Here is a 23,589-nt window from a genome sequence, read left to right as displayed (position 1 = left end):
GACGGTGACCGCGCCCGACGACCTTCTCGCGCTTAATCAGGCCCCCAGCCAGATCGATCGCGTGCGCGCAGCGCCGTCGCCGCGCCGGGTCGAGGTGGACGGGCGAAGTCTCTCCACGCTGCTCGCCTTCGCTGGCGACTATGGGAAGCTGATCCGCTTCTACGACCTGACCGATACCGCTGACGGGGACTGGTCGGCCTTCTTCGAGGCCGATCCGAGCATCGCGCTCGCGTTGCGCGCCAGCCTCGACCTCGCGAGCATCCAGGCAGATTTCGATCAGGTCATTGCAACGCTGCGTGAAGCGGACGGTGCCGATACGCGGATCGAGCACACGCGGCTTGCGGCGCAGGCGATCCAGCGGCTGGCGCGTATCCTGACGCTCGGACAGGCGGGCGGGGGCACGTTCGATCAGTTGCTGACCGACCTGACCGGAGTCGACCGCCGCGACCTTCTGGCCGGGCCTGCGCAGCGCCTCCGGCTACTGCTGGGCGGCCACGCCCCGGAACAGGTGCCGGGCCTTCATCACCGCGACTGGCTGGAGGAATTCGTCGAGCATCTCGACGCCATCGCCATCGCGTTGCTGACTGCGCTCGATCAGGCGCGCGACGCGACATTGGTGGCGCTCGACGCGTCCTTCAACGACAGAAACCACCCCCCGCAATCGGGCCTGTACGACGCCTTTGCGAAGCTCTTCGGCCACGCCCAGGCTTCGATCAATCGCTTTCCCGCCCGGCTTATCGACTTCTATCAGAGCGAGGTTCTGCGCCAGACCAGCCGCAAGGGCACGCCCGACACGCTGTGCCTGACCTTCACGCCGGCCAAGGGAGAGACGCGCGCCGAACTGCCGCTGGGCACGCGCTTCCTTGCCGGCACCGATGGCGATGGCGAGAGCATCGCCTATGCGCTCGATTCGGCACTTTCGGTTGATATTGCGTCCGTCGCCGCGCTTCGTACGCTTCGCGTGACAAGCCAGACGATCGCGCAGGACAAGCCACCGATTCTGGCGCAAGTGCTGAGCGGCTCGGTCGCGCTGTCGGATAAGGCGCCGAGGATCGCTTCGCCGTTTCCGTTGTTCGGCGCCACCGAAACGGGCGTCAGCGGTGTGCTGACCACCGTCGCCGCATCGCTCGGGTTCGCGATCGCGAGTCCCACGCTCATGCTCGCCGGCGGCACGCGATCGATCACGATCGGGCTGACGCTCACCGACGATAGCCTCGCGAAGGTGTGGAGCATGTGCGAGGCGATCGGCGCCGCAGCGGGCGGGGTTGCCGCCAATACGGTCTTCACGACGCTGATCGAGGCGGCGTTCGCGCTGCGCTATTCGACGACGGGCGGCTGGGTCGAGATCGAGGGCGGGTATTCGGTGACTCCGGTGACCGACAGCTACGGGCTGTTCGTGCTGACCTTCGTGCTCGACGGCGACGCCGATCCCTTCGTCGCGCTCGGGGTCGAGCCCCCGGCAGCAGACGCCACACCTGGTACGATTCCGGTTCTCGATCTGCCTGTGCTGGTCGCCGCGCTGCGACAGGATTCGGTGGTGCTGAGCGCTGATCCGACCGACCCGATGTCGGGCGTAATCGTCTATCCCTATGCCCTGCTTGCCGACATGATGCTGTCGGCGCTGTCGATCGATGTCGAAGTGATCGGTCTCGCCGACCTCGAGGCATCGACGCCGGGCGGCCCCGTCGACACGACCCAGCCCTTCCTGATCTTCGGCTCGCCGCCGGTGCAGGGCGCGATACTCGACATCACCGCGCCCGAGCTCTTCGCCAAGCGGATGACGAGCTTCACGATGGAGATCGGCTGGTTCGGGCTTCCCGTCACCACCACCGGTTTTCAGGGCTATTACAGAGCTTATATCGTCGACGCCGATGGCCGCACCGTGCCGCCCGGCAGCCAGTATGACAATCAGAGCTTCCTCGCGGACCTGACCGTCTTCAACCCCGGCTGGTGGTCCATCGCGACCGATGCGCCGCCCCATTATCTCTTCCAGACGACCGCCCGCGATCCGACACCCGCGCCGGACGGCCAGCTTCTGCCCGAGACGCAGCTTGTCGCCTCGGTCGGTTCCGTCGCCCCCCAGGCCTATTACGATCCGGCGCTGAGCACGGTCCGCCTGACCCTCGCCCAGCCCGACACGGCGTTCGGCAACATCCTGTACGCGCCCAATGTGATGGCGGCGTCTGTGCAGCTGACTGCGGCGGCTTCGGCCTGTGCGCAGCAATGCGGACAATCGGGCACCGACGCGCAGCGTGACGGACATTTCGCGCCGATCCTTGCCGTGGTCGCCAAGTCGCCCGACAGCGGACTCGATCAATCGGTCAGGGCCGCTGCCAGCCGCGTGGTCGCCAGTCTGGATGGCGCTGCGCTGCAGGCGATCGAAACTGCGATCGCCACGAACGACTTCGCGGACGATCTGCGCGCGAGCCTGTCGGTAACGCTCGGCAACGGCCGGGGCGGGCCGTTCGGGTGGCTGCACAGGCTCCGGGGTTCATTGCCCGACGCCGCCACCACGCACGCCAACCTGGACGGCTGGCTTGCCGAAAACGGAAGCGCCATCGCCGCCGCCGCGCCGCTCGCCAAGGCGCGCGCGCTGATCGATGCGGGCTCCGGCGTGCTTGCGGTTCAGGCGAGCGCGGCCGGACGGCTCGCCCCCGTCGCGCGCTCGATGGTGAAGGCGGGAGTGCAGGACGCGCAGGCGCGGCTCACCGACGCCTCGGGATCGGAAACCAGCGACTGCATCCAGCAATGCATGCAAGGCGCCAATCTGCTCGGCTTTCCCAACCAGCCATGGCTGCCCACCGCGGCGAGCATCACCGTCGACTATACCGCGTCTGCTGCGCTTCCCACCGCCGCGCCGACAGAAGAAGCGGACGAGGCCCCGCACGCCATCCTCTACCATCTGCTTCCTTTCGACAAAGTCGCTGCCGTCCCCTGGCGCACCGATTCGGTGCCGCTGCTGGTTCCGATCGAGCAGGCGGGCGCACTCTTCATTGGCCTTTCCGACCCCGCAGAGCAGCTGACGATGCTGTTCCAGCTGGCACCGCCCATCGGCGGATGGCCGACCGAAACGCCCGCGATTGACTGGGAGCAGGCAACCGGCAGGTCCGGCTGGACCCATCTGACGCCCCTGCGCGACACGACCGACGATCTGCGCAACTCGGGCATCTTCAGCTTCACGATCACCGAGGGCGATGCCGACACCCCGTCCGCGTTGCGCGTCGGCACCAGAGGGGATCCGGCGATCTTCCCCGATCTGGCCGGACTGGCCACCAATGCGGCGATGGCGAGTTGGGTCGGCCCCGGCGGCGGCTCAGATCTCGGCATCCCGCTCCGCGCGGGGACGATCACCAAGTCAGAGACACCGCTGCCCGGCATCGGTTCGATCGACCAGCCGATGCCGTCCTCCGGCGGAACCCCGGCGGCGAGCGGGCCGGGCTTCGAGATGTGGCTCGCCGAGCGGCTGCGCCACAAGGATCGCGGCATTCAGGATTGGGACTATTCGCACCTCGTCCTCGCTGCCTTCCCGTCACTGTGGCAGGTTGCGGTCGTCCCGGCGAGCAATGGCGGTGCAGCGCCGGTGCCCGGCGGTGTCTGGATCGTCCCCATTCCGGGTCGCGAAACCCCGGCGATCGAAGATTCGACGATCCCGTCGAGCGATTCGGCGATGCTCAGCGACATCCACAATTTCCTGAGTAGCCGGATCAGTCCGTTCATCGACCTGGCGGTGAGCAACCCGACCTATCTGCGGCTTAAAGTGGTCGCCGATCTCGTCTTCACCGACGAGGATACGCTCGAGGCCAACAAGGAGCGGCTCAACAGCGAGCTGATCCAGTATCTCTCACCCTGGCCGGCACCTGCATTGGGTCCGCGACCGGACGACTATTACACCCTCAACGAAGTCGCGCATTTCGTTCGCAATCGTCCCTATGTCCGCGCGATCCTGTCGATCGCACTGGTCCCGGAGGACCCGACCGGCCTGACAGGCTGGCACTATCTGACCTCGGCGACGTCGCATTGCCTGACAGGCAAGACCCAGTCGAGCATCGAGCCCGCGCTCCCGCGCCTGGGCAATCGCACCCGGCGAGCTGGCGCATGACGAGCGACGGAACCCACCCCGTGCCGTTGCCGCCGTCGGGCGAGGACACCGGGCTCGACTATGCCGCGTTGCTGGATCAGGGCACCGCGCTGGTTCAGGGTCTGTCGGGGAATATCTGGACCAACTACAACTGGTCCGATCCCGGCGTCACGATCCTGCAGCAGCTTTGTTATGCGCTGACCGAACTGTCTTATCGCGCCGACTTCCCGGTTGAGGATCTGCTCGGCACGCCGGGAACCGGCCGGATCGCATTGCGGCGTCAGGCGCTCTATCCGGCGCGCGCGATCATGCCGGTCAATCCTGTCACGACCAACGATCTGCGGCGGCTGATCATCGATCGGGTGCCGCATGTCGGCAACGCATGGTTCGCGAAGGTGCCGGCGACCGGTCCGCACGCCGTATCGGGGCTCTACAGCATCGCCGTGCTGGTTCCGGAACTCGATCCCGGTTGCGACGATCATGGCCCCGATCCCCATGACGTGCGCCGCAGGGTGCTCGATTGCTACACCGCACATCGCGCCTTGTGCGAGGATGTCGAGGACGTCGTCGTGCTTCGCCCGCTCCGCACACGCATCCGGGCCGAGGTCCAGCTCGACGACCATGTCGATCCCGACGCGGTGCTCGCCGAATTGCTGTTCCAGCTCGGCCTGGCACTGGCGCCGGAGCCGAAACGCACTTCGCTCGATCAGCAGCGCGCCGCGGGCCTGACCACGTCCGAAATCTTCACCGGCCCGCTGATGCTGCGTGGTTTCATCGACGACGATCAACTGACCATTCTGCCTGTCGAAATGCCGGTCGAGTATCTCCTCGAGGTCATGGCCGAAGTCCCCGGCGTGCTTTCGGTCGATCACCTGTCGGTGCATCTCCCCGACCGGACCTTCACCCTCGGCGATACAATCGAAATCCCCGGCGGTCACATCCTGTGGCTGGAGACGGAAGCGGGGGTCGACGGCCACGCGATCCGCCTGAGGCACGGCACGAGCCGTTGCCGGACGAACCCGGTCCGGGTGCAGCGCAAGCTGGCGCGCGACTGGGCGGATCAGCGCCGGACTTATGATCTCTGGACGGATTATGCCCGCGACTATCGCCCCCCTTCGGGTCAGGGAACGGATCTGGCGATGTACAGCTCGATCCAGAATCAATTTCCCGAAGTCTATGGAATCGGCGCCTATGGTCTGCCGTCCGGGGCAGGCCCGGCACGTCACGGTCAGGCCAGACAGCTCAAGGGCTATCTGATGGTGTTCGACCAGCTGATGGCGGATTTCTTCGCCCAGCTGGCGTTCGTCCGTGACCTGTTCTCGATCGCCGCAGGGGGCGACCGGACCTATGTCAGCCAGTCGCTGGTCGGGATCGTGCCCGATGTCCTGCCGCTGCTGAAGCCGGGTTACGAGCCGCGTCTCGAGGCGCTGGTCGCCGCAAGCGATCCGGTTGTCGCGCGCCAGACGGAAGTGCTCGACTTCCTGTTATCGCTCTATGCCGAAGCACTGACGCCGCCTGCCGACGCGGCATGCGGCAGCGTGGAGATAGCGCCGGGCAAGGCACTAATCGAGGCGAAGAAGGCGCTGCTCACAAGGCTCGTTCCCGCCACGCGCGATCGTGGCCGCGGGTTCGACTATCGCCGCACGCATGGCGATTCCCGGGTAGCCGGCCTCGAGATACGCTGCCGAATCGAACTGGCGTTGCTCGACGCGACATGCCGGCGCGACGGCGCCGAAGTCGTTGCAGATCGCGATGCGAGCTTCGGCTGGCGGCTCCCGCCTGAGCTTAGCGCGGTGGTCTCTCAAACCTTCCTGCCGGTCGATACCACGCATCGCGACCGGGTCCCCGAGGACGAGCCATCGCCCCTCGCCGGCCAGACCGTGGCCGCTGCACTGATGCCGGCACTGGCCGACCCCGCACGCTATTCGGTCGGCGCGCTTCCGGGCAGCGGTCCGGTCTATCTGGTGTGCCGGGATATCGAGGATGCGTGCTGGGTGCTCGGTGAATTGCGGGATGTGACTGAGGCCGTCGCGATGACCGATCGACTGGTGCATGCCGCAGCCGGTCACGAGCAGCGGCTCTATATCGTCGAATGGACGCTGCTCCGTTACGCACGTGAGCATCATCATCATCACGGGAACCATGAGGATGCCCGGAAGGACTATAGCTTCCGCATCAGCGCGGTGATGCCTGCCGGCGACGGAGACGCCGACCGTGGCTGGCGGCATCAGGCCCGCCAGATCGTACGCGCCAACATGCCCGCGCATATCGTCGTCCAGGATCTGTTCCTGCACCACCGCCGGATGCACCATTTTCGGCACCTCTATCATGCATGGGTCACTGCGCTGCGCGAAGGATCACCAGAGCGCCGGGCCAAGACCAGCTGGCACCTCGAGCGTTTCCTGCAGCGTGGGATGCCGCGCGTCGCGCCGCTTCCGACGCCCGCACCGCCGCCGCCAGCGCCTCCTCCTCCTCCTCCTCCTCCGCCGCCGCCGCCGCCGACGACGACGACGACGACGACGCCGCCGACGACGACGACGCCATCAATGGCACTGCAGATACATCTCGAGTTGCCGGGAACGGTCGAGCCCGCTTCCGCAGGCACGCGCGGTTTCGATACCGACACCGTGCTGACCAGCGACAGTGCCGGCGCATTCGCGTCCGAAGGCTTCCGGTTCGCGGTCCGCTATCTGACGCGCGACGGGCCCGAGCAGGAGTCCGACCTCACCTCACAGGAAGCGCTCGCCATCCTGCAGGCCGGACTGGCGCTGATGGCGGTTCAGCATGTCGCGGCCGCCGGCTGGGTGCCGAGCGCCGGACTGGGCCTCAAGCAGGGGCATTGGGCAGCCGTCAACGCGGCATCAGTGGGCCTGCCGCCCGGCGTGAGCATCTGGCTCGATCTCGAAGGCGTGGCAGACGGCACACCCGCTGCCGCGATCATGGCCTATTGCGATTGCTGGTATGAAGTCGTGTCCGCCGCCGGCTATCTGCCCGGCCTCTATGTAGGCGCCGAAGCGGGCCTCAACGCTGATCAGCTTTCTGCCACCCGGTTCGACTATTTCTGGGAATCGGGCAGCGCGGTTCCCACGCCTGCGCAGGGATATTGCCTCGCGCAGAAGATCGGCGGTCAGGCCGTCGATGGCGTGTCCTATGACGGCGACCTGGTTCTGAACAACGCGGAGGGAGCGACGCCCTTCTGCCTCACGCCTTCGCTTTCACCCCCGAGCACGGCGTCTGAGACGGTGGACAACGTCCAGGACTGACAGGGCGCCGCGCGAAACGAGCGCTGCATCATTCCAGGAACGATGCGAAGCGCGGATCCCGTTTGAGATTGTTCAGGATGATCCTGCCGTCAGCGGCCCCGAGGCCGAGATGCGTCAGCTCCTGACGGAGGAACCGGATCGTGATCACATTGGGGTGATTGATCAGCGCACCCCTGCTGATCAGATTGAAGCCCGCCACCAGCGCTGCATAAAGCGCCTGGGTGAGCGCCGGAAATCCCTGAGCCCTGTCGTTCAGCAGTTCCTGCGGCCCGGCGTCGAACTGGAAGGTATTGCCGAGTGTCCGGACATAACCACCGATTTCCGCGCCGCGCGCCCGGTCGTTGACAAGCGCCGCGGACGGGAGCTCGCTGTATCGGTCGACGATCCTGTCCTTCGCTGCCCGAACGCGAGCGCCCTCGCCGCGATCGGCGGGACCCTCGCGTTCGCGGGTTGTCGCCGGATTGGCGTTATAGGCGATCAGGAACTGCTCGATCCCGGTCTGCAATATCTGCTGCATATCCAGATCATCCTCGGCGCTCTGCCTCGCAGCGGCGACCTGTTGGGTGACCTGGAGGATGCGCGGGTCCTCTAGCAAGGCGTTGGTGTCCTCCATGATCAACATCAGCATCCCGATGGCGTCGCGCAGATTATCGGCGCCCATCACGGCGTGACGAATCTCGTTGGTCTTGATCGTCCAGGCCAGCACATGATCTTCCTGCCGGGCGCCGAACTGGGTCTGCGGCCGCTCGCCGAACTGGACGTTGGTCACCCTGCGGGCGGTGCCCGGCGCCGTCCGGCCAGCCGAAACCTGCACCGCGAATTCGCCCTGCACCACTTCGCCCTGCGCGAACGCGAGCTGCGCTGTCTCGATCCCGACGACCGATCCTTCCGTCGCGGTGGCCTGCGTCCGCTGTATGGGGGGGCCACGATTGTCCGCTCCTTCGGGCAGCCCGAAAGCGCGCGCACCCATGATCGTGGCTTCGCGCTCAAGACCTGCGTCGTCGTTCACCAATGTGCCGCGTTCGAGCTGAACCGTAGGCCGCACGCGGCCCTGCGCCTGCTGAACGACGTGCCACGCCTCATGCGGAAGATGCCGTTCCTGGCCCGGCCCGAGATGGATATCGCGGCCCCGCGCAAAGGCATGCGCCTGAAGCTGCGCGGGTTCGGGCGAATCATAATGCACCTGCACGCCGTCCAGCGACACGCCGGACATCGCCTCGACGCCGGCCTTGAGTCGATCAGGAAGCCCAGTCCGATTATTCGATTCCGGCGCGGATCCGGTGGCCACCGTGTTCGCCATCGCAGCCTGGAGCGTCGCGAGGCCCTGGACGCGCGGCGCAGAATTCAGCCTGGATGCAAGCGCCCCGAGCGCCTGTGGCGCATGACCCGATTCCTGACCCGGCGGGGCGTGGCGCTGTGGCGCCGGCCGTGGCTGCATCGCATGTTCAGTGGCCATCAGCCTCTCCCGCCCTGCGGCGCCGCAACGCCGGAACGATATCCACAGTAACATCCTCCACGAAGCACGGAAACTCCCGCGGCATATCCGACACGGAGAACTGAATCGCTTTCCGAGCAGATTGAGACATCGATCCACAGTCGATGGAACCGGTTTGCGTCTGGATTCCTCCAATCTTTCACATGCCTTGACACGCTGCACGGATTAATATAACTGATTCGTTATATAGTGAGGACGTTATGATCAACCTTGACACTTCATTTGCTGCGCTTGCTGACCCGACCCGTCGTGCGATCGTAGCACGGCTCGCGGCGGGCGAAGCGACAGTGATGGAGCTCGCCCGGCCCTTTGCGATGAGTCAGCCGGCGATCTCACGGCACCTCAAGGTGCTGGAGGGTGCGGGGCTGATCGTGCGGCGGGTGGAGGGCACGAAACGGCCATGCCGGATCGCGCCCGATGCCCTCGCCGGAATCGAGGAGTGGCTGACGATGCTGCGCACGATGCTTTCGGCCAATTACGACCGCCTCGACGCGGTGCTGGCGGCAATGGATGACCCAAAGGAGAGAACATGATGAGCAAACTTGATATCCGGACCGAAGGCGACACGCATGTCGTGGTGACCCGGCGCTTCGCCGCGGCGCCCGAGCGCGTCTATCGCGCGCATGTCGAGCCCGAACTGATCCAGCAGTGGATGCTGGGCTGCGATGAGGGCTGGACCATGCCGGTGTGCGTCAACGATGCGCGTCCCGGAGGTCAGATCCGCTACGAGTGGAGCGACGGCAACGGCAACGGCTTCTTCCTCACCGGCGAGTATATCGAACTGACCCCGCACAGCCGCATCGTCCATGTCGAGCGGATGCATCTGCCCGACCCCACCCCCGACAACCATGTCGAAACGCAGTTCGAAGCGGACGGCGGCGGCACGCTGATGACGATGCGCATGACTCTACCCGACGCGGAAACGCGCACCGCGATGCTCGCGACCGGCATGGAACATGGCATGGCGGTGAGCTACGATCGCCTCGACGACCTCACCCTAGCCACGGCCTGAACCCTCGCGCGAACGCTTACCGGCAACCGTCATACCCCTCCCCTGCGGCGATCCATTCGGTTCGCCGCAGGCTTGGCGCTTCGCAACGCAATGTTTATTGCCTATCTGATCGATAGGAATAAGATTGCCCGCATGGAGTCGTCATTTGGAGAAACGGGCATGTCCATTTTCTCGCCCCATGACGTGAATTCGCCGATCGTCCTGACCGTTCCGGGTCTGGGCGGCTCGGGTCCCTCGCACTGGCAGAGCCTGTGGGAGGATTCGCGTCCCGATACCCGCCGGGTGGAACTCGGCATGTGGAGCACCCCGCACCGCAACAGCTGGGTGACAAAGCTGGATCAGGCGATCCGCGAGGCGCAGGCGCCGGTAGTGCTCGTCGCGCATAGCCTCGGCTGTCTCGCGGTCGCCTGGTGGGCGGAGCTGGCGGGGCAACCCTATGGCTGGCCGGTGGCGGGCGCGCTGCTGGTGGCTCCGGCGGATGTCGATGGCGGGGAGCATCCCGCGCTGCGCGCCTTTGCCCCCTCCCCCACCAAGCCGCTGCCCTTCCCCTCGATCCTGGTCGCGAGCACCGACGATCCGTGGGTGCATATCGACCATGCACGTAATCTCGCTGCCAACTGGGGCAGCGTGTTCGTGGACGCAGGCGCGCAGGGGCATATCAACGCCGACAGCGATCTGGGCTGGTGGCACGAGGGGCAATTGCTGCTCGATCGCGTGCTCGACGCGGCGAGCGACCGGCGCGGGCGACCGCGGCGCGTGGAGCAGCACACCGTATTGGCGGTCAATGCGACCGACGCGGCGCAGCGGCATTATCTGGGTTAGCCTATCCCGAAGCGCGGTCCGGGCGTTCCCAAGCGCGACCGGACCGCGCTATTTACGGCGCCAGTAGCTGACGAAGAGCAGCCGCTTCTTGTTGGCTGTGGTGACGGTAAAGAGATCGGACCCGAAGCCGAGCTTCGCAATGTCGGCATAGAGCGCACGCTCTTGCACCGACTGCAATGTCACCTTGGCATGTTCGCCTTCGGGCAGCACACCAACCACCTCGCAAAGTGTCGCCCGGCACACGTAACGCGAAGCTCGTCATTCGGCCCCACGATCCGCGCATAGCGCGCTTTGACCGCCGGCTCGACCGAATCCGCCCAGCCAGCGTCGCGCGTTTCGGCGCGCAGCTTCGCATGAAGATCCCGTAGCGATGCCGCAGCCGGAACCTCGATCGACCAGGCGTTCAGCAGCGAATCGTCGGCTATGCTGTTGCCGCTCGCCGGTGCTTCCTGAAACCCAAGCATGGCGGCGCCAAGCGCGACGGCGCTGATAAGAACTCCCATAGCAATAATTCCCTTCGCTCGCGGCCCGCGCAGTGCGGCCCGTCGGGCTTGGGATGCGTCGGGAGCATGAGTCGCGCCCACCCCGATTTGTTCGTCACGATTTTTCGGGGAATCCGCCTCCGCGAGCAGCCGCGCCAGTTCACGGCTAGAGGCGACGCCAGTCTTGCGACGCGCCTCGCGCAACCGCTCATTGACCGAACCCTCGGTCCTGCCGGTCAGGTTCGCGATACTCTTGGCGGTATGCCCCTGTGCTAGCAGGGCAAGCACCTCACGCTCGGCAGGATTGAGCGACGACAGATCTGGAAGAAGCGCGGATGCGGCCATGGCGCCGCCACGATATTCCGTGAGTACCACATTGCAACGCGGCGCCGCGCTTCACGAATTTATTGGGAAGCGGTTCAGGCGCGTACGCCGCTCTCGGCCGCCGTCTCGTTCCAGCGCAGTGCCTTGAGCACTGTATCGACGATGTGCGGGGCGTTGAGGCCGGCTTCGTCATATTGCAGCTCGGGCTTGTCCTGATCCTGGAAGATGTCTGGCAGGCGCATCGTGCGCAGCTTGAGGCCGTTGTCGATCAGCCCGGCGTCGCTCGCCATCGTCAGGACATGCGCGCCGAGACCGCCGACGGCATTCTCTTCGATCGTCACCGCGACTTCATGCGTGGTGAGCAGGCGTCGGATCAGCGCCTCGTCGAGCGGCTTGGCGAAGCGCAGATCGGCGACGGTCGTCGACAGCCCTTTGGCCTCGAGCATGTCGGCGGCTTTAAGCGCTTCGGCGAGACGGGTGCCCAGCGAGAGGATCGCGACCTTCTTGCCCTCACGCACGATGCGACCCTTGCCGATCTCGAGCAGTTCGGGCTCGGGAAGCGGCACGCCAACGCCGTTGCCGCGCGGATAGCGCAACGCGATCGGACCCGCGTCGTATTCGGCGGCCGTACGGGTCATATGGACCAGCTCCGCCTCATCGGCGGCGGCCATCACCACGAAATTGGGCAGCGTCGCGAGATAGGTGACGTCGAAGCTGCCCGCATGCGTCGCACCGTCGGCGCCGACGAGGCCGGCACGATCGATCGCGAAGCGCACCGGTAAGTTCTGGATGGCGACGTCGTGAACGACCTGATCGTAAGCGCGCTGCAAAAAGGTCGAGTAGATCGCGCAGAAGGGGCGCATGCCCTGTGCGGCGAGGCCAGCGGCGAAGGTGACGGCGTGCTGTTCGGCGATGCCGACGTCGAAGGCGCGGTCGGGATGCGCCTTGGCGAACTTGTCCACCCCGGTACCCGAGGGCATCGCCGCAGTGATCGCGCAAATCTTCGGATCGCTCTCGGCGAGCTTCGCCAGCGTCTCACCGAACACATTCTGATAGGACGGCGGTCCCGGCGGCGCTTTGACCTGCGTACCCGTGATCACATCGAACTTCTGGACGCCGTGATATTTGTCCGCCGCCGCTTCGGCGGGGGCATAGCCCTTGCCCTTCTTGGTCACGACATGGATCAGCACGGGGCCTTCCCTGGAGTCGCGAACATTCTCGAGCACCGGGATCAGGTGATCGAGATTGTGACCGTCGATCGGACCGACATAATAGAAGCCCAGTTCTTCGAAAAGCGTGCCGCCGGTGACCATGCCACGCGCGAATTCCTCGGTCTTCGATGCCGCGTTGGTCAGGCGGCGCGAGATGCGGCGGGTGAGCTTCTTCGCAAAGTTGCGCAGGCCGAGATATTCGGACGAAGAGACGACGCGCGCCAGATAGGCCGAAAGTCCGCCCACCGGCGGCGCGATCGACATGTCGTTATCGTTGAGGATGACGATCAGGCGATTCCCCGCCTGCTCGGCATTGTTCATCGCCTCATAGGCCATGCCGGCGCTCATCGAGCCGTCACCGATCACGGCAATCCCGCGCCCCGGCGTGCCCGCGAGCTTGTTGGCGACTGCGAATCCGAGCGCTGCCGAGATCGAGGTCGACGAGTGCGCGGCGCCGAACGGATCATACTCGCTCTCGCTGCGCTTGGTGAAACCGCTGAGCCCCCCGCCCTGACGCAGCGTGCGGATGCGGTCGCGACGCCCGGTCAGGATCTTGTGCGGATAGCATTGGTGCCCGACATCCCAGACCAGCCGGTCATCGGGCGTGTTGAACACATAGTGGATCGCGACGGTCAGCTCGACCACACCAAGTCCCGAACCAAGGTGCCCACCGGTGGTGCCGACGGCGCTGATGGTTTCCGCGCGCAGTTCATCGGCCAGCTGGCGCAACTGGGCGGGCTTGAGCGTGCGGAGATCGTGCGGCGTGTCGACCGTGTCGAGCAACGGCGTCTTGGGAAGGTCGGCCATCTAGCGCACTTACTCCAGCGTCATGAACCTGTCCAACGCCCCTGTAACAACAAGGGGTTCAACGTCATGAGCGAAAGATGAGCAGTCGCTGAAACGGCCGCCCGTCCCTCAGGCGGCGCGGCGCATCGTCAGCGAATGACCCAGCTTGTACGCGGCGTCGAGATTGGCCTGCTGGCTCTCGCCATGCGATTCGAGCAGCAGTTCGTGCCGGACCACCCGTGCGCCGACATAGTCGAAGATACCGTGATCGATCTGGGTTCGCATCGCGCCGAAATAGCCATGGCGCGCATAGGTGCCGGCATCGGCGCCCGCGACGGCGATCAGCACCACTTCCAGCCGGCGGAGCTTCTTGCGGTCGCTGCCCTCGTCATAGCCATAGGCCCAGCCGTTGGTGAACACCCGGTCGAGCCAGCCCTTCAGCATCGCCGGGAAGGACCACCAATAGACCGGATAGACCAGCACCAGCCGGTCGGCACGGTCGAGCCGCGCCTGTTCGGCGAGCACGTCATCTGCCGGGGTCTCCGTCTGCAGGTGAACGGCAAGATCGCGCGCGGTTTCGCGCGGGTCGAACCCTTCCGCCGTGAGATCCGCGATCTCTATGCTCGCCATCGGGTCGGATGCGCGAAGCCCGTTCGCCACCGCGTCCGCGATGGCGTGGGTCAGCGAATTGGGATCGGGATGAGAAATCACCAGCAGGTTGCGCATCTTCAGTCTCCAAAAGGGTCTGGCATACCGGCTTGGATGCCTATATACTGATAGTAAGTTACTAATGGTATATAGTGATGTCAAGTGATCCATCGGCCGTCGGGGCCGACAAGCGCGTGCGAATGACGCGCGACGACCGGCTTACGCAGTTGCTCGACCTCGCCTGGAGGATCGTTCGCGAAGAAGGGACTGATGCGCTCACGCTTGGCCACCTGGCCGAGCGCGCCAGCGTGACGAAGCCGGTGGTGTACAGCCATTTCGGCACGCGCGCGGGGCTACTCGCGACGCTGTTCCGCAACTTCGACGCACGCCAGACCGCGCTGATGAACGCTGCACTCGATGACAGTAAGCCGACGCTGGCCGACCGGGCGAGCGTGATCGCGTCGTCCTATGTCGATTGCGTGCTCTCGCAGGGCCGCGAGATTCCGGGGGTCGTCGCGGCACTCGAAGGCTCGCCCGAAATGGAGAGCATCAAGCGCGAGTTCTTCGCCGCGTTCATGGAAAAATGCCGGGTGCTGCTCGCGCCCTTCGCGCCGTCGGGCGATATTTCACCGGCAGGACTGTGGAGCCTGATCGGTGCGGCGCAGCTGCTCTCCTATGCCGCAGCAACGGGCGCGGTGCCGCGCGACGAGGCCATCACGGAGCTCGACCGCACGATCCGGGCAATGGTGGAAGTGCGCTAGACCAGGTTCAGCTGCAGTCGGCGCACTTGCCGCGCACCTCGATTACCGGGCGCACGGGCGTGAAGCCCGCGCCCCGGGCAGCGGTGCGGACCGACTTGGTGATCGTATCGTCATCGATATGCGTGGTCTGACCGCACGAATCGCAGACCAGGAAGATGCAATCGTGCAGGCAGTCCGGGTGCGCGTTGGCGACATAGGCGTTCGCGCTCTCCACCCGGCGGGCAAGGTTGGTCGATACGAACAGGTCGAGGATACGATAGACGCTGTTGGCAGCGACACGGCGCCCTTCGCGCTTCGACACCGCTTCGGCGATGTCATAGGCCGACGCCGGCTTGTCGAACCCCGAAAGCGCCTCGAAGATCGAAGCGCGCATCGCGGTCCACTGCTCTCCGGCTTTTTCCAGCGTCGCCTGCGCGGCGCGCGGGAGATCGGCGCCCTGCGGCTCGTGATGGCTATGATTGTGCGCGTGCATAGGCAGAATGTAGGCCCGCATGGGCGTTGCAGCAAGCTTCAGTAAGTCGCACGGCGGTTAAGGTCGTGGCCGAGCGCAAGGACCGCGACGCCGATCACCGTCCACACGATCTCCTGCCCGCCATGCGGCAGCGTCAGCGCGCCGGCCATCATGCCGAGGCCAAAAGCGCCGACCGCGGACGGCAGCATATAGCCATGCTTCCAGATGCCACGCCCCAGCGCGACCAGCCCGAACAGGATCGCGAGGACCAGCCCGATCTCATGGATCGCAGGATGCAGAAAAGCGCCTGCCGCCGAGGCGAGCGCGAGCAGCACCGTGCTGGCCAGGCAGTGCGCCAGGCACAGGCTCGACAGCCCGATCGCAAAGCGATCGAACCGCGAATCGACCTGTTCCCAGAATCGTGGGGCAAGCGCATGGGCCATGCGCGCCATATAGAAGCAGACCAGCGAAGTTACAACATAACATACACGGTGATTTGCGACGCGTTTCCGGGCGTTTCGCTGGCATTTATGGTTGGCACGGCATAAACGGCGAGCGTGTCGCAGTTTACCCATACCGCCCGCCCGCGCGCGATCGCCAACTGGCTGTTCTTCGTCGCCGTCCTGATCGTGCTGATGGTCGGCGTGGGCGGGGTCACCCGCCTGACCGAATCGGGACTGTCGATCACCGAATGGAAACTGGTAACGGGCACTCTGCCCCCGCTGTCCGAAGCCGCGTGGCTGGCCGAGTTCGAGAAATACAAGCGCATCCCCGAATATCAGCAGATCAATGCCGGGATGAGCCTTGAGGCATTCAAGGGCATCTATTTCTGGGAGTATCTGCACCGGCTGCTCGGGCGGCTGATCGGCGTCGCGTTTGCGCTGCCACTCGTCTGGTTCGCGATCCGCCGCGCAATCCCGCAAGGCTATGGCGTCCGGCTCACCGGCCTGCTGATCCTGGGCGGGTTGCAGGGGGTGATCGGCTGGTGGATGGTCACCTCCGGCCTCGCCGAGCGAACCGATGTTAGCCATTTTCGCCTCGCCGCGCACCTGCTGCTCGCGCTGTTCATTCTGGCGGCGCTGGTCTGGACCGCGCTCGACATGCGCGGGCTCGCCCGCGATCCCGGCTACCGTCCGGCGCGGCTGACGGGTGTTGCCGTCTGGACCGGGCTGATTCTGTTCATCCAGCTGGTCTATGGCGCGTTCGTCGCTGGCCTCAATGCAGGCCTCGTCACCAACGAATGGCCGTTGATGAACGGCAAGTTCTTCCCGTCCGAAGTGCTCGCCGTGCGGCCCTTCCTCGACGCGATGCTCAACGATCCGGCAATGATCCACTGGTTCCACCGCTGGTGGGCATGGGTCACGGTTGCCGCGCTGATCGTGCTGGCGCGGCGCGCGAAGTCCGCGGGCGACCGCAAGGCGTCGGTCGCGATCCACATCGCGTTCGGTACCCAGATATTGCTTGGCATCGCCACCGTATGGACCGGCGTCCACCTCCATGTCGCCGCGACGCATCAGGTGGTTGGCGCGCTGGTCGTTGCCGCAGCCGCATGGGGCGCCCATTCGGTAGGCCGCCGCAGGTGAGCGACATTGCGCTCGTCCATGCGACCTTCGCCACGGCAGATGAGGCCGAGGATATCGGGCGGCGCATGGTGGAGGACGGGCTGGCCGCCTGCGTCAACCTGCTCGGCGCGTGCAGTTCGATCTACCGGTGGCAGGGTAAGGTCGAAACCGCGACCGAATATCGCGCGCTGTTCAAGACCACACCACAGCTCGCCCGCGAACTGGCTGACCAGATTGCGGCGCTGCACAGCTATGGCCTGCCCACAATCGAGATCTGGCCCTCCGCCGCGGGAGATGCGGTCGCGGACTGGGTCGACGATTCCACGCGTTGATCGCGGCACTCCTCTTCGCGGCTCAGGCAAGCACCACCGGCTTTGCGCCGCCCCTTGATCGACCGTTGCGCGCGGTGACCGAAGCGACCCGGACCGACGCCGGCGTCACGCGGCGCTTCACCAATGCCCGGCGCATCGTCTTCCGCCGCGCCGACACGGGGTTTCGTGCCGAGGTAACGATCGAGTCCGGCGCGCCCGCAACCGTGGACGACGACAATTCCGCGGCCATGTTCCGCGCCGGATTCGCCCGGATCGCCGGACGGACCGTCGTGCTTCAGCTCGATCGGGCGGGGCGCGTGACCGCAATCGACGATCAGCCGACAGTGTGGAAGGCGTTCCTTGATGGCATCACCGCGCTGGCGCCGACAGGGACCGGTGATCTGGACCGCAGGCGCGCCGCGCAAATCCGCGCGATCCTCGCCGCGCTCGCGCCGATGCCGCCCGAACGCCAGCAACAGACCCTCGCCTCGCTGGTCGAGCCGCTGATCGCCGCCGACATTGCCATTGCCGGGGAATCGCAACCGCGCGCGGTGCGAGTCCCGGCCGGATCTGCGTTCGGCTCCACACAACTGGACGGAATTCGCGCCGTGCGTCGTGCGGGGGGACACCTGGTCGTTTCGGTCAGCGCGACGGGCGAGGTGACGGTACGCGGGTCCGGGGGGCCCGCCGCCGGCCGCATCGAACTCGAGAGCTCCCGCACGGTCGATCCCGTCAGCGGGCTGGTGCTGGAAACACGCGACTCGGTGCGCACCGAACTGGCGGGAGCGCCGCCCGCTACCCGCGTGAGCATCACAACACTTCGCGTACCTTAGACCGCAGAAGCAGCTGCATATGACGCAGGTATCATAATACCCGTCAACAAACCCGCAGTTTTCTTGACTTTCCGCCCCTCATTCGTCATTTGGCCGCCGTTCGCGCCGTCCGTGATGGGCGGCGTCACGCATTTAACACGAGGTCTGGCCCCATGAAGGCGCTGATGAAGACCACCAAGTCGGTAAAGCCGGCCGAGGTGGAGAAGAAGTGGCATATCGTCGATGCCGAGAACCTGGTCGTCGGCCGCGCTGCGGTGGTGATCGCCAACGTCCTGCGTGGCAAGCACAAGACCAGCTTCACCCCGCACGTCGATTGCGGTGACAATGTCATCGTCATCAACGCCGACAAGGTGCGCTTCACCGGCAAGAAGCTGGCCGACAAGGTCTATTACAAGCACACCGGCTATGCCGGCGGCATCAAGGAAGTGACCGCGCAGAAGGTGCTGGAAGGCCGCTTCCCCGAGCGCGTGCTGGAAAAGGCCGTCGAGCGCATGATCCCGCGCGGCCCGCTGGGTCGTCAGCAGATGCGCAACCTGCGCATCTACAAGGGCGCCGAGCATCCGCACGAAGCCCAGAACCCCGCAGTCCTGGATATCGCGGCCATGAGCCGCAAGAACAAGGTGGGCGCATAATGTCCGACAATCGCCAGTCCCTTTCCGATCTCGCCGAGATCGCCGCCGGCGCGCCCGAGGGCGCCGTCGAAGCGACCAGCGCTGACGCCTATCTGGCAGGTGCCCCGGTTGTGTCGAACGCTCCGCTGCGCCAGCAGGAACTCGACGCCTATGGCCGCGCCTATGCGACCGGCCGCCGCAAGGACGCCGTTGCCCGCGTGTGGATCAAGCCCGGCTCGGGCAAGATCACGATCAACGGCCGTGACCAGGAAGTCTATTTCGCGCGTCCGACGCTGCGTCTCGTCATCAACCAGCCGTTCGGCGTCGCCGAGCGTGACGGCCAGTATGACGTGATCTGCACCGTCAAGGGCGGCGGGCTTTCGGGCCAGGCCGGCGCGGTCAAGCACGGCATCGCGCAAGCGCTGACGAAGTATGAGCCGGTGCTGCGCGCCCCGGTCAAGGCCGCCGGGTTCCTGACCCGCGACAGCCGCGCGGTCGAGCGTAAGAAGTACGGCAAGGCCAAGGCCCGCCGCAGCTTCCAGTTCTCGAAGCGCTGATCCCTTCCGGATCGAACAGAACAAGGGCGGCCCCGCAACGGGCCGCCCTTTTTCGTTGCGTGACCGCCCCCCGCATCGTTTAGAGCGCGTCATGCGCTTCACAGACCCGCTTGTCGCCCGGATCGTCCCATTCCTTGAGGAGATCGGCATCCCCGTGGCGGTGGAGCCCGTCCCCGGCGATTCGCTGCTGCCCGGCACGACAGTGCGCGGCGATACTCTGGTCTTCGATCCGGAAGTTCTGCCCTGGCCGGGCGACCTGCTCCACGAAGCCGGGCATATCGCGGTGAGCGATCCGGCGACGCGCGCCAGCCAAACTGAAGTCTCTTCCGACCCGGGCGAGGAAATGGCGGCGATGGCCTGGTCCTATGCCGCCGCGATCGCGCTGGAAATCGACCCGGAACACGTCTTTCACGCGGCCGGCTATTATGGCGGAGGCGAGAACTATATGAAATCCTATGCCAATGGCGGAACCGGGATCGGCGTACCGATGCTGCAATTCTATGGCATGAGCGCAGAACCGCGCCAGGCCAAAGCCTTGGGGCTCCCGGCATTCCCGGCGATGACGCGCTGGCTGCGCTGAACATCGCGGGAACCGTTTACAAGTAATTCCGCCTCCGGAACGGCTTCCCGCTTCGGGTACAGCAATCTACCCGGATCGGTAACAAACTGTGGCTGCCGCGCATCTATCGACAGACAAATAGACACAATTGTAACGACCGGGACTTGACGCCCCCCTTCTTCCGCATAGCCTTCGCTTATCCAACCTGGTCTGGGCCGGCCGGGTCAACACAGGGGGCTAATCATGCATTTTGCACGTTCGCAGCGGCGCGTCCGCGCTTCTCTCTATCTTTCGGCCGCAGGACTCGGCCTCGCGCTGACTGCACCCGGCATCGCTCAGGCCCAATCGCTCACTGCCAGCGACGTCGTCGAAAGCCCCCATAACAGCGTCCGGATCGCCGATCTGGTCGAGACGGCGCACGCCACGCCGCTCAGCGTCGTTCCGGTTACCCAGAATGGCTTCGTCACGCCGGATGACGTGGTCGAGTCGCCGCATATCACGATCAACAACAACTACAGCCCGGTCGTCAGCCCGACCCTGCCGAATAGCTATGATCCGACCAACATCACCGGAATCGGACAGATCATCGTCGACTCGGGCGGTGGGTTCATCGGCACCTGCACCGGCACGCTGATCAATCCCCGTACGGTCATCTTCGCCGCGCATTGCGTGAATACGCGTGCGGCGACTGCCTATGGCGCCAATTCGGGCGGCGTCGGCGCTGGCGTCGGCTTCGAGACCAATACCCGCGCCAACGCGGCAGGCCAGACCGACGAGCTGGTCCGCTGGCTGCTCGGATCCGGCGCGAGCCAGGCCGGCCGCTTCCAGAGTAATACCGTCCAGCACTTCTACAATATGAGCCAGGTCTTCTACGATCCGCGCTCGCTGGCGTCCGCGTCGTGCACTGCGCCCACTTCGTGCTTCCTCGAGGCCGATATCGCGACCGGCGTGCTCGACGCTCCCGCCGCCGGCGTCCCGACCTGGGCGCTGCTGTTCTCGCCGCTGCCGACCCCGGGCAGCATCGATCCCGCGACCGGCACCGGCTATCATGTCAACATCGGCGGCTATGGCGCCTATGGCAACGGCACGACCGGTGCGTCCGTCAGCGGCAACTACCGCCGCCGCGCCGCCGAGAACATGCTTGGTGCGCTGGCGTCGTTCGACACGCGCAACAGCGCCCTGTTCGGAGCCCCGGGCTCGCCCTCGCGGCCGCAGTTGCTCTATTTCCTCGATTTCGACGATCCCGCGCGTGGCACCGCCACGGCGAACCCGCGAGACTTTAACGGTTTCCGGGACAATGCGCTGCCGCGCGAAGGCACCACGGGTCCTGGCGACTCGGGCGGCCCGCTGATTCTCGACCGCGCATTCTCGAAGCAGGTCGTGATCGGCGTGCTCTCCGGCGGCTCAACCTTCTTCGCCGGCCAGCAAGGCGGCAGCTATGGCACGCAGAGCTTCTACCAGCCGCTTTTCCTCTACTGGGATTGGGTCGTCGCCAACAACCCGTATCGCTACGTCACAGCCGTCGCGGGCAACCGCAACTGGGAGGACAATGCCGCCTGGGTGACCGAGCTCGATCCGAATTATCAGATCATCACTAACGGACAACTGGTCAACGGCCTGCCGACTAATCTTGGCGGCGCCAATTCGGGCAACGGACCGAACTTCGGCGAGGTGTGTTTCCAGTCGCCGAGCACGTCGAGCAACCCGGCGTCGAACGAGTGCTACGATCTCGCCACCGGTCAGGTCCGCAACAACGTGCCCAACGGCTCGAGCGAGACGAACGCGCCGGCGCTTGCCGAAATCACCGGCAGCAACGGTCTAACCCCGGTCGAGACTGCTCAGGCCGCCCCCGGCTATTCGGACACGGTGCGCCCGACGCCGACCCTCGCCAACGGCCTGCCTGGCGCAACCGGGTTCACGCCGAACAATGTCGACGGTGTACGAACCACCGGTCAGATCGGGCGCTATTACGACGTAACGCTGCGCAACGCCGGTGTAGTCACGCTCAACTCGGCGGTCACGATCGACCGCTTCTCGATCATGGGCGCCACCTCGCAGTTGACCATTGCCAGCGGCGCGTCGCTCACCAGTCTGATCGAGATCCGCCAGAACACCGGTACGATCGTCAACAACGGCACGCTGACCTCCCGCGGCGACTATCTGATCTTGTCGGGCCTGCTGACCGGCACCGGCACGGTCAACGCGCCGTTCACCACCAGCGTGCTGGGCAGCTTTGCGCCGGGCACGGTGACGACGGTCGGCACGCTGACCTTCAACGGTGGCCTCGTGATGTCGTCGGGATCGGGCTATCTGGTTGACCTTGGCGCCAACGGGACTTCAGACCGCATCGTGGTGGCGGGCGCCGGCAACCAGGCGAATGTCGGCGGTACGCTGCAGCTCGCCTACTCCGCGACGACGCTACGTGGCGGCAACAGCTACACCATCCTGACCGCGGAGGGCGGGGTCACCGGCACGTTCAACGCACCGGGTTCACTCAGCGCGATCCTGCGCCCGACGCTGAGCTACGGTGCAAATGCGGTGACGCTGAACATCGTCGCAGGCAATTACCGGGATATCGTCTCGCCGACGAACACGATCGCCTACACCTACGCCCGCATGCTGGACTCGAACCGCAGCCGTGCGGCGAACTACGACTCACTCTACGGTCCGCTCGATCTCCAGAATGCGGCGACGATCAATTCGACCCTCAGCGCCCTCGCGCCGGCGACCGAATCGACGGTGCAGACGCTGGCTTTCGCAGCGGTGGATTCGAACGCGAACTTCATCCGCAACCGCATCCGCAACCTCGACGCGTCGAACATGGACGGCTCGGTCGCGCATTACGGCCGGCCGATCCAGGTTGCCGCGCTCGGGCTCGCGCCGATGCCGGGGGCCAAGCCGGTCGCCAGCGACATGGCCGCACCGATGGTGCTGCAGGAAGGCGCGCTGCCCGACAATATGAGCGGCTTCGTCTCGGGCGGGTATCTTACCGGTGACGGCCGGTCGATGACCGGCATCGGCGGACGCGACGACTTCAACGGCTGGTACCTGGGCGGCGGTATCGAAGTCGCAGCGGGCGACAGCGGCTTTGTCGGCTTTGCGCTGTCCTATACGGACCTCGACGGCACAGCCTCGCTCGCAGGGCAGACGGCGCAGAACCAGTCCTTCCAGGGCACCCTCTACGCCAAGACCAGCACCGCCGGCGGCCTGATCGTCGACGGCCATGTCACCGCCGGTGCAGTCAACTCGAAGACCAGCCGCGTGGTGAACTTCCTCGGCACGCCCTACACGCTCCGCGCCTCGGACGCCGCGCTGGTGCTCAGCACCGAGCTCGGCATCAGCAAGAATCTGGGTGGTGACGCGTTCGAGATCACACCACGGATCGCCGGCCGCGGCACCTATATCGGCTTCGGCAGTGCGCTGGAGACCGGCGGGCCGGTCGCGCTCGACCTGCGGCGTCAGGAGTATAGCAGCTGGCAGGGCCGCGCGGGCCTCACCCTCGCCGCCGGAAAGTCGTCCAGGGTGCGGCCGTTCGTCACCGGCACTTTTGTCCATGAGTTCAGCGATCAGCCCGGCGTGGTCTTCGCAAATCTGGTCGGCGCACCAAGCGGCTTCGCCTTCGCGCTCAACGGTCAGGACAAGGACTGGGGCGAGATCAGCGGTGGCCTGACGCTCAAGGCGGGATCGGTCGACCTGTCGATTTCGGCCGATACCACGGTCGCGCGCAGTGATCTGTCGGCGCAGACCTATCGCGGATCGATCACCTTCCGCTTCTGATCGCCGGTTCCGGCAACGAAGAGGCCGTCCCTTCGGGGGCGGCCTT

The 23,589-nt window shown here is 65.6% G+C and carries 20 protein-coding genes; 13 read left to right on the top strand and 7 right to left on the bottom strand.

Annotation, left to right across the window (positions count from 1 at the left end):
- Nucleotides 1-4 precede the first annotated feature (4 nt).
- Both AC07NK_RS19600 and AC07NK_RS19595 read left to right on the top strand, forming a co-directional pair.
- A complete protein-coding gene (locus AC07NK_RS19600) occupies nucleotides 5-4,099 on the top strand; it encodes a baseplate J/gp47 family protein (RefSeq protein WP_495172310.1) in 4,095 nt (1,364 codons plus the stop codon).
- Nucleotides 4,096-7,341 carry a DUF1906 domain-containing protein gene (locus tag AC07NK_RS19595; RefSeq protein ID WP_495172309.1) on the top strand — a complete coding sequence of 1,082 codons (3,246 nt, stop codon included), beginning with the start codon at nucleotides 4,096-4,098 and terminating at the stop codon, nucleotides 7,339-7,341. Before AC07NK_RS19600 ends, AC07NK_RS19595 begins: the two co-directional genes overlap by 4 nt.
- 28 nt (nucleotides 7,342-7,369) lie before the next feature.
- Here the strand turns inward: AC07NK_RS19595 and AC07NK_RS19590 are convergent, their stop codons facing one another.
- Complete coding sequence (locus AC07NK_RS19590; protein ID WP_495172308.1) at nucleotides 7,370-8,797, bottom strand: eCIS core domain-containing protein; 1,428 nt, start codon at nucleotides 8,795-8,797, stop codon at nucleotides 7,370-7,372.
- Between the two features lie 239 nt (nucleotides 8,798-9,036).
- On the opposite strand from AC07NK_RS19590, the gene AC07NK_RS19585 reads away from it, so the two are divergent.
- The 3 genes from AC07NK_RS19585 to AC07NK_RS19575 all read left to right on the top strand — a co-directional run bounded on the left by AC07NK_RS19585 (nucleotide 9,037) and on the right by AC07NK_RS19575 (nucleotide 10,670).
- Nucleotides 9,037-9,369, top strand: a complete 333-nt coding sequence (locus AC07NK_RS19585) for an ArsR/SmtB family transcription factor (protein ID WP_495172307.1) — start codon at nucleotides 9,037-9,039, stop codon at nucleotides 9,367-9,369.
- Nucleotides 9,369-9,848, top strand: a complete 480-nt coding sequence (locus tag AC07NK_RS19580) for an SRPBCC domain-containing protein (RefSeq protein WP_495172306.1) — start codon at nucleotides 9,369-9,371, stop codon at nucleotides 9,846-9,848. The genes AC07NK_RS19585 and AC07NK_RS19580 overlap by 1 nt, the downstream gene beginning before the upstream one ends.
- 159 nt (nucleotides 9,849-10,007) lie before the next feature.
- Nucleotides 10,008-10,670, top strand: coding sequence for an RBBP9/YdeN family alpha/beta hydrolase (locus tag AC07NK_RS19575; RefSeq protein ID WP_495172305.1), 663 nt, complete (start codon nucleotides 10,008-10,010; stop codon nucleotides 10,668-10,670).
- A gap of 48 nt (nucleotides 10,671-10,718) precedes the next feature.
- Here AC07NK_RS19575 and AC07NK_RS19570 read toward each other — a convergent pair whose 3' ends face one another.
- From AC07NK_RS19570 to AC07NK_RS19555, 4 genes are all read right to left on the bottom strand, one after another.
- Complete coding sequence (locus tag AC07NK_RS19570) at nucleotides 10,719-10,853, bottom strand: hypothetical protein (RefSeq protein ID WP_495172304.1); 135 nt, start codon at nucleotides 10,851-10,853, stop codon at nucleotides 10,719-10,721.
- A complete protein-coding gene (locus AC07NK_RS19565) occupies nucleotides 10,850-11,497 on the bottom strand; it encodes a helix-turn-helix domain-containing protein (protein WP_495172303.1) in 648 nt (215 codons plus the stop codon). The genes AC07NK_RS19570 and AC07NK_RS19565 overlap by 4 nt, the downstream gene beginning before the upstream one ends.
- Before the next feature lie 74 nt (nucleotides 11,498-11,571).
- A complete protein-coding gene (dxs, locus tag AC07NK_RS19560; RefSeq protein WP_495172302.1) occupies nucleotides 11,572-13,494 on the bottom strand; it encodes a 1-deoxy-D-xylulose-5-phosphate synthase in 1,923 nt (640 codons plus the stop codon).
- A 108-nt stretch (nucleotides 13,495-13,602) separates the two neighbouring features.
- Entirely contained in the window at nucleotides 13,603-14,199 is a 597-nt protein-coding gene (locus AC07NK_RS19555) for an NAD(P)H-dependent oxidoreductase (protein WP_495172301.1), read from the bottom strand.
- 77 nt (nucleotides 14,200-14,276) lie between these two features.
- Here AC07NK_RS19555 and AC07NK_RS19550 point away from each other — a divergent pair, with 77 nt between their 5' ends.
- The gene (locus AC07NK_RS19550) at nucleotides 14,277-14,882 is read left to right on the top strand and encodes a TetR/AcrR family transcriptional regulator (protein ID WP_495172300.1); all 606 of its coding nucleotides are present in this window, start codon (nucleotides 14,277-14,279) and stop codon (nucleotides 14,880-14,882) included.
- A gap of 7 nt (nucleotides 14,883-14,889) precedes the next feature.
- Here AC07NK_RS19550 and AC07NK_RS19545 read toward each other — a convergent pair whose 3' ends face one another.
- Entirely contained in the window at nucleotides 14,890-15,354 is a 465-nt protein-coding gene (locus AC07NK_RS19545; protein WP_495172299.1) for a Fur family transcriptional regulator, read from the bottom strand.
- Between the two features lie 38 nt (nucleotides 15,355-15,392).
- Entirely contained in the window at nucleotides 15,393-15,785 is a 393-nt protein-coding gene (locus tag AC07NK_RS19540) for a MerC domain-containing protein (protein WP_495172298.1), read from the bottom strand.
- Nucleotides 15,786-15,890: 105 nt separating this feature from the next.
- Here AC07NK_RS19540 and AC07NK_RS19535 point away from each other — a divergent pair, with 105 nt between their 5' ends.
- The 7 genes from AC07NK_RS19535 to AC07NK_RS19505 all read left to right on the top strand — a co-directional run bounded on the left by AC07NK_RS19535 (nucleotide 15,891) and on the right by AC07NK_RS19505 (nucleotide 23,543).
- Nucleotides 15,891-16,916 carry a COX15/CtaA family protein gene (locus AC07NK_RS19535; protein ID WP_495172297.1) on the top strand — a complete coding sequence of 342 codons (1,026 nt, stop codon included), beginning with the start codon at nucleotides 15,891-15,893 and terminating at the stop codon, nucleotides 16,914-16,916.
- Nucleotides 16,913-17,227: a divalent-cation tolerance protein CutA gene (cutA, locus tag AC07NK_RS19530; RefSeq protein ID WP_495172296.1), complete on the top strand. Its 315-nt coding sequence runs from the start codon at nucleotides 16,913-16,915 to the stop codon at nucleotides 17,225-17,227. Before AC07NK_RS19535 ends, cutA begins: the two co-directional genes overlap by 4 nt.
- A gap of 65 nt (nucleotides 17,228-17,292) precedes the next feature.
- Nucleotides 17,293-18,039: a hypothetical protein gene (locus tag AC07NK_RS19525; protein ID WP_495172295.1), complete on the top strand. Its 747-nt coding sequence runs from the start codon at nucleotides 17,293-17,295 to the stop codon at nucleotides 18,037-18,039.
- 152 nt (nucleotides 18,040-18,191) lie between these two features.
- Nucleotides 18,192-18,671 carry a 50S ribosomal protein L13 gene (gene rplM, locus AC07NK_RS19520; RefSeq protein ID WP_495172294.1) on the top strand — a complete coding sequence of 160 codons (480 nt, stop codon included), beginning with the start codon at nucleotides 18,192-18,194 and terminating at the stop codon, nucleotides 18,669-18,671.
- Nucleotides 18,671-19,207 (top strand): 30S ribosomal protein S9, encoded by a 537-nt coding sequence (gene rpsI / locus AC07NK_RS19515; protein WP_495172293.1) that lies wholly within the window; start codon nucleotides 18,671-18,673, stop codon nucleotides 19,205-19,207. The genes rplM and rpsI overlap by 1 nt, the downstream gene beginning before the upstream one ends.
- A 91-nt stretch (nucleotides 19,208-19,298) precedes the next feature.
- Nucleotides 19,299-19,787, top strand: coding sequence for a hypothetical protein (locus AC07NK_RS19510; protein WP_495172292.1), 489 nt, complete (start codon nucleotides 19,299-19,301; stop codon nucleotides 19,785-19,787).
- 222 nt (nucleotides 19,788-20,009) lie between these two features.
- Nucleotides 20,010-23,543 carry an autotransporter family protein gene (locus AC07NK_RS19505; RefSeq protein WP_495172291.1) on the top strand — a complete coding sequence of 1,178 codons (3,534 nt, stop codon included), beginning with the start codon at nucleotides 20,010-20,012 and terminating at the stop codon, nucleotides 23,541-23,543.
- Nucleotides 23,544-23,589 lie beyond the last annotated feature (46 nt).

Source organism: Sphingomonas sp. GW821-FHT09B04 (genome assembly GCF_059418285.1).
This window is presented reverse-complemented; position numbering and strand designations above follow the sequence as displayed.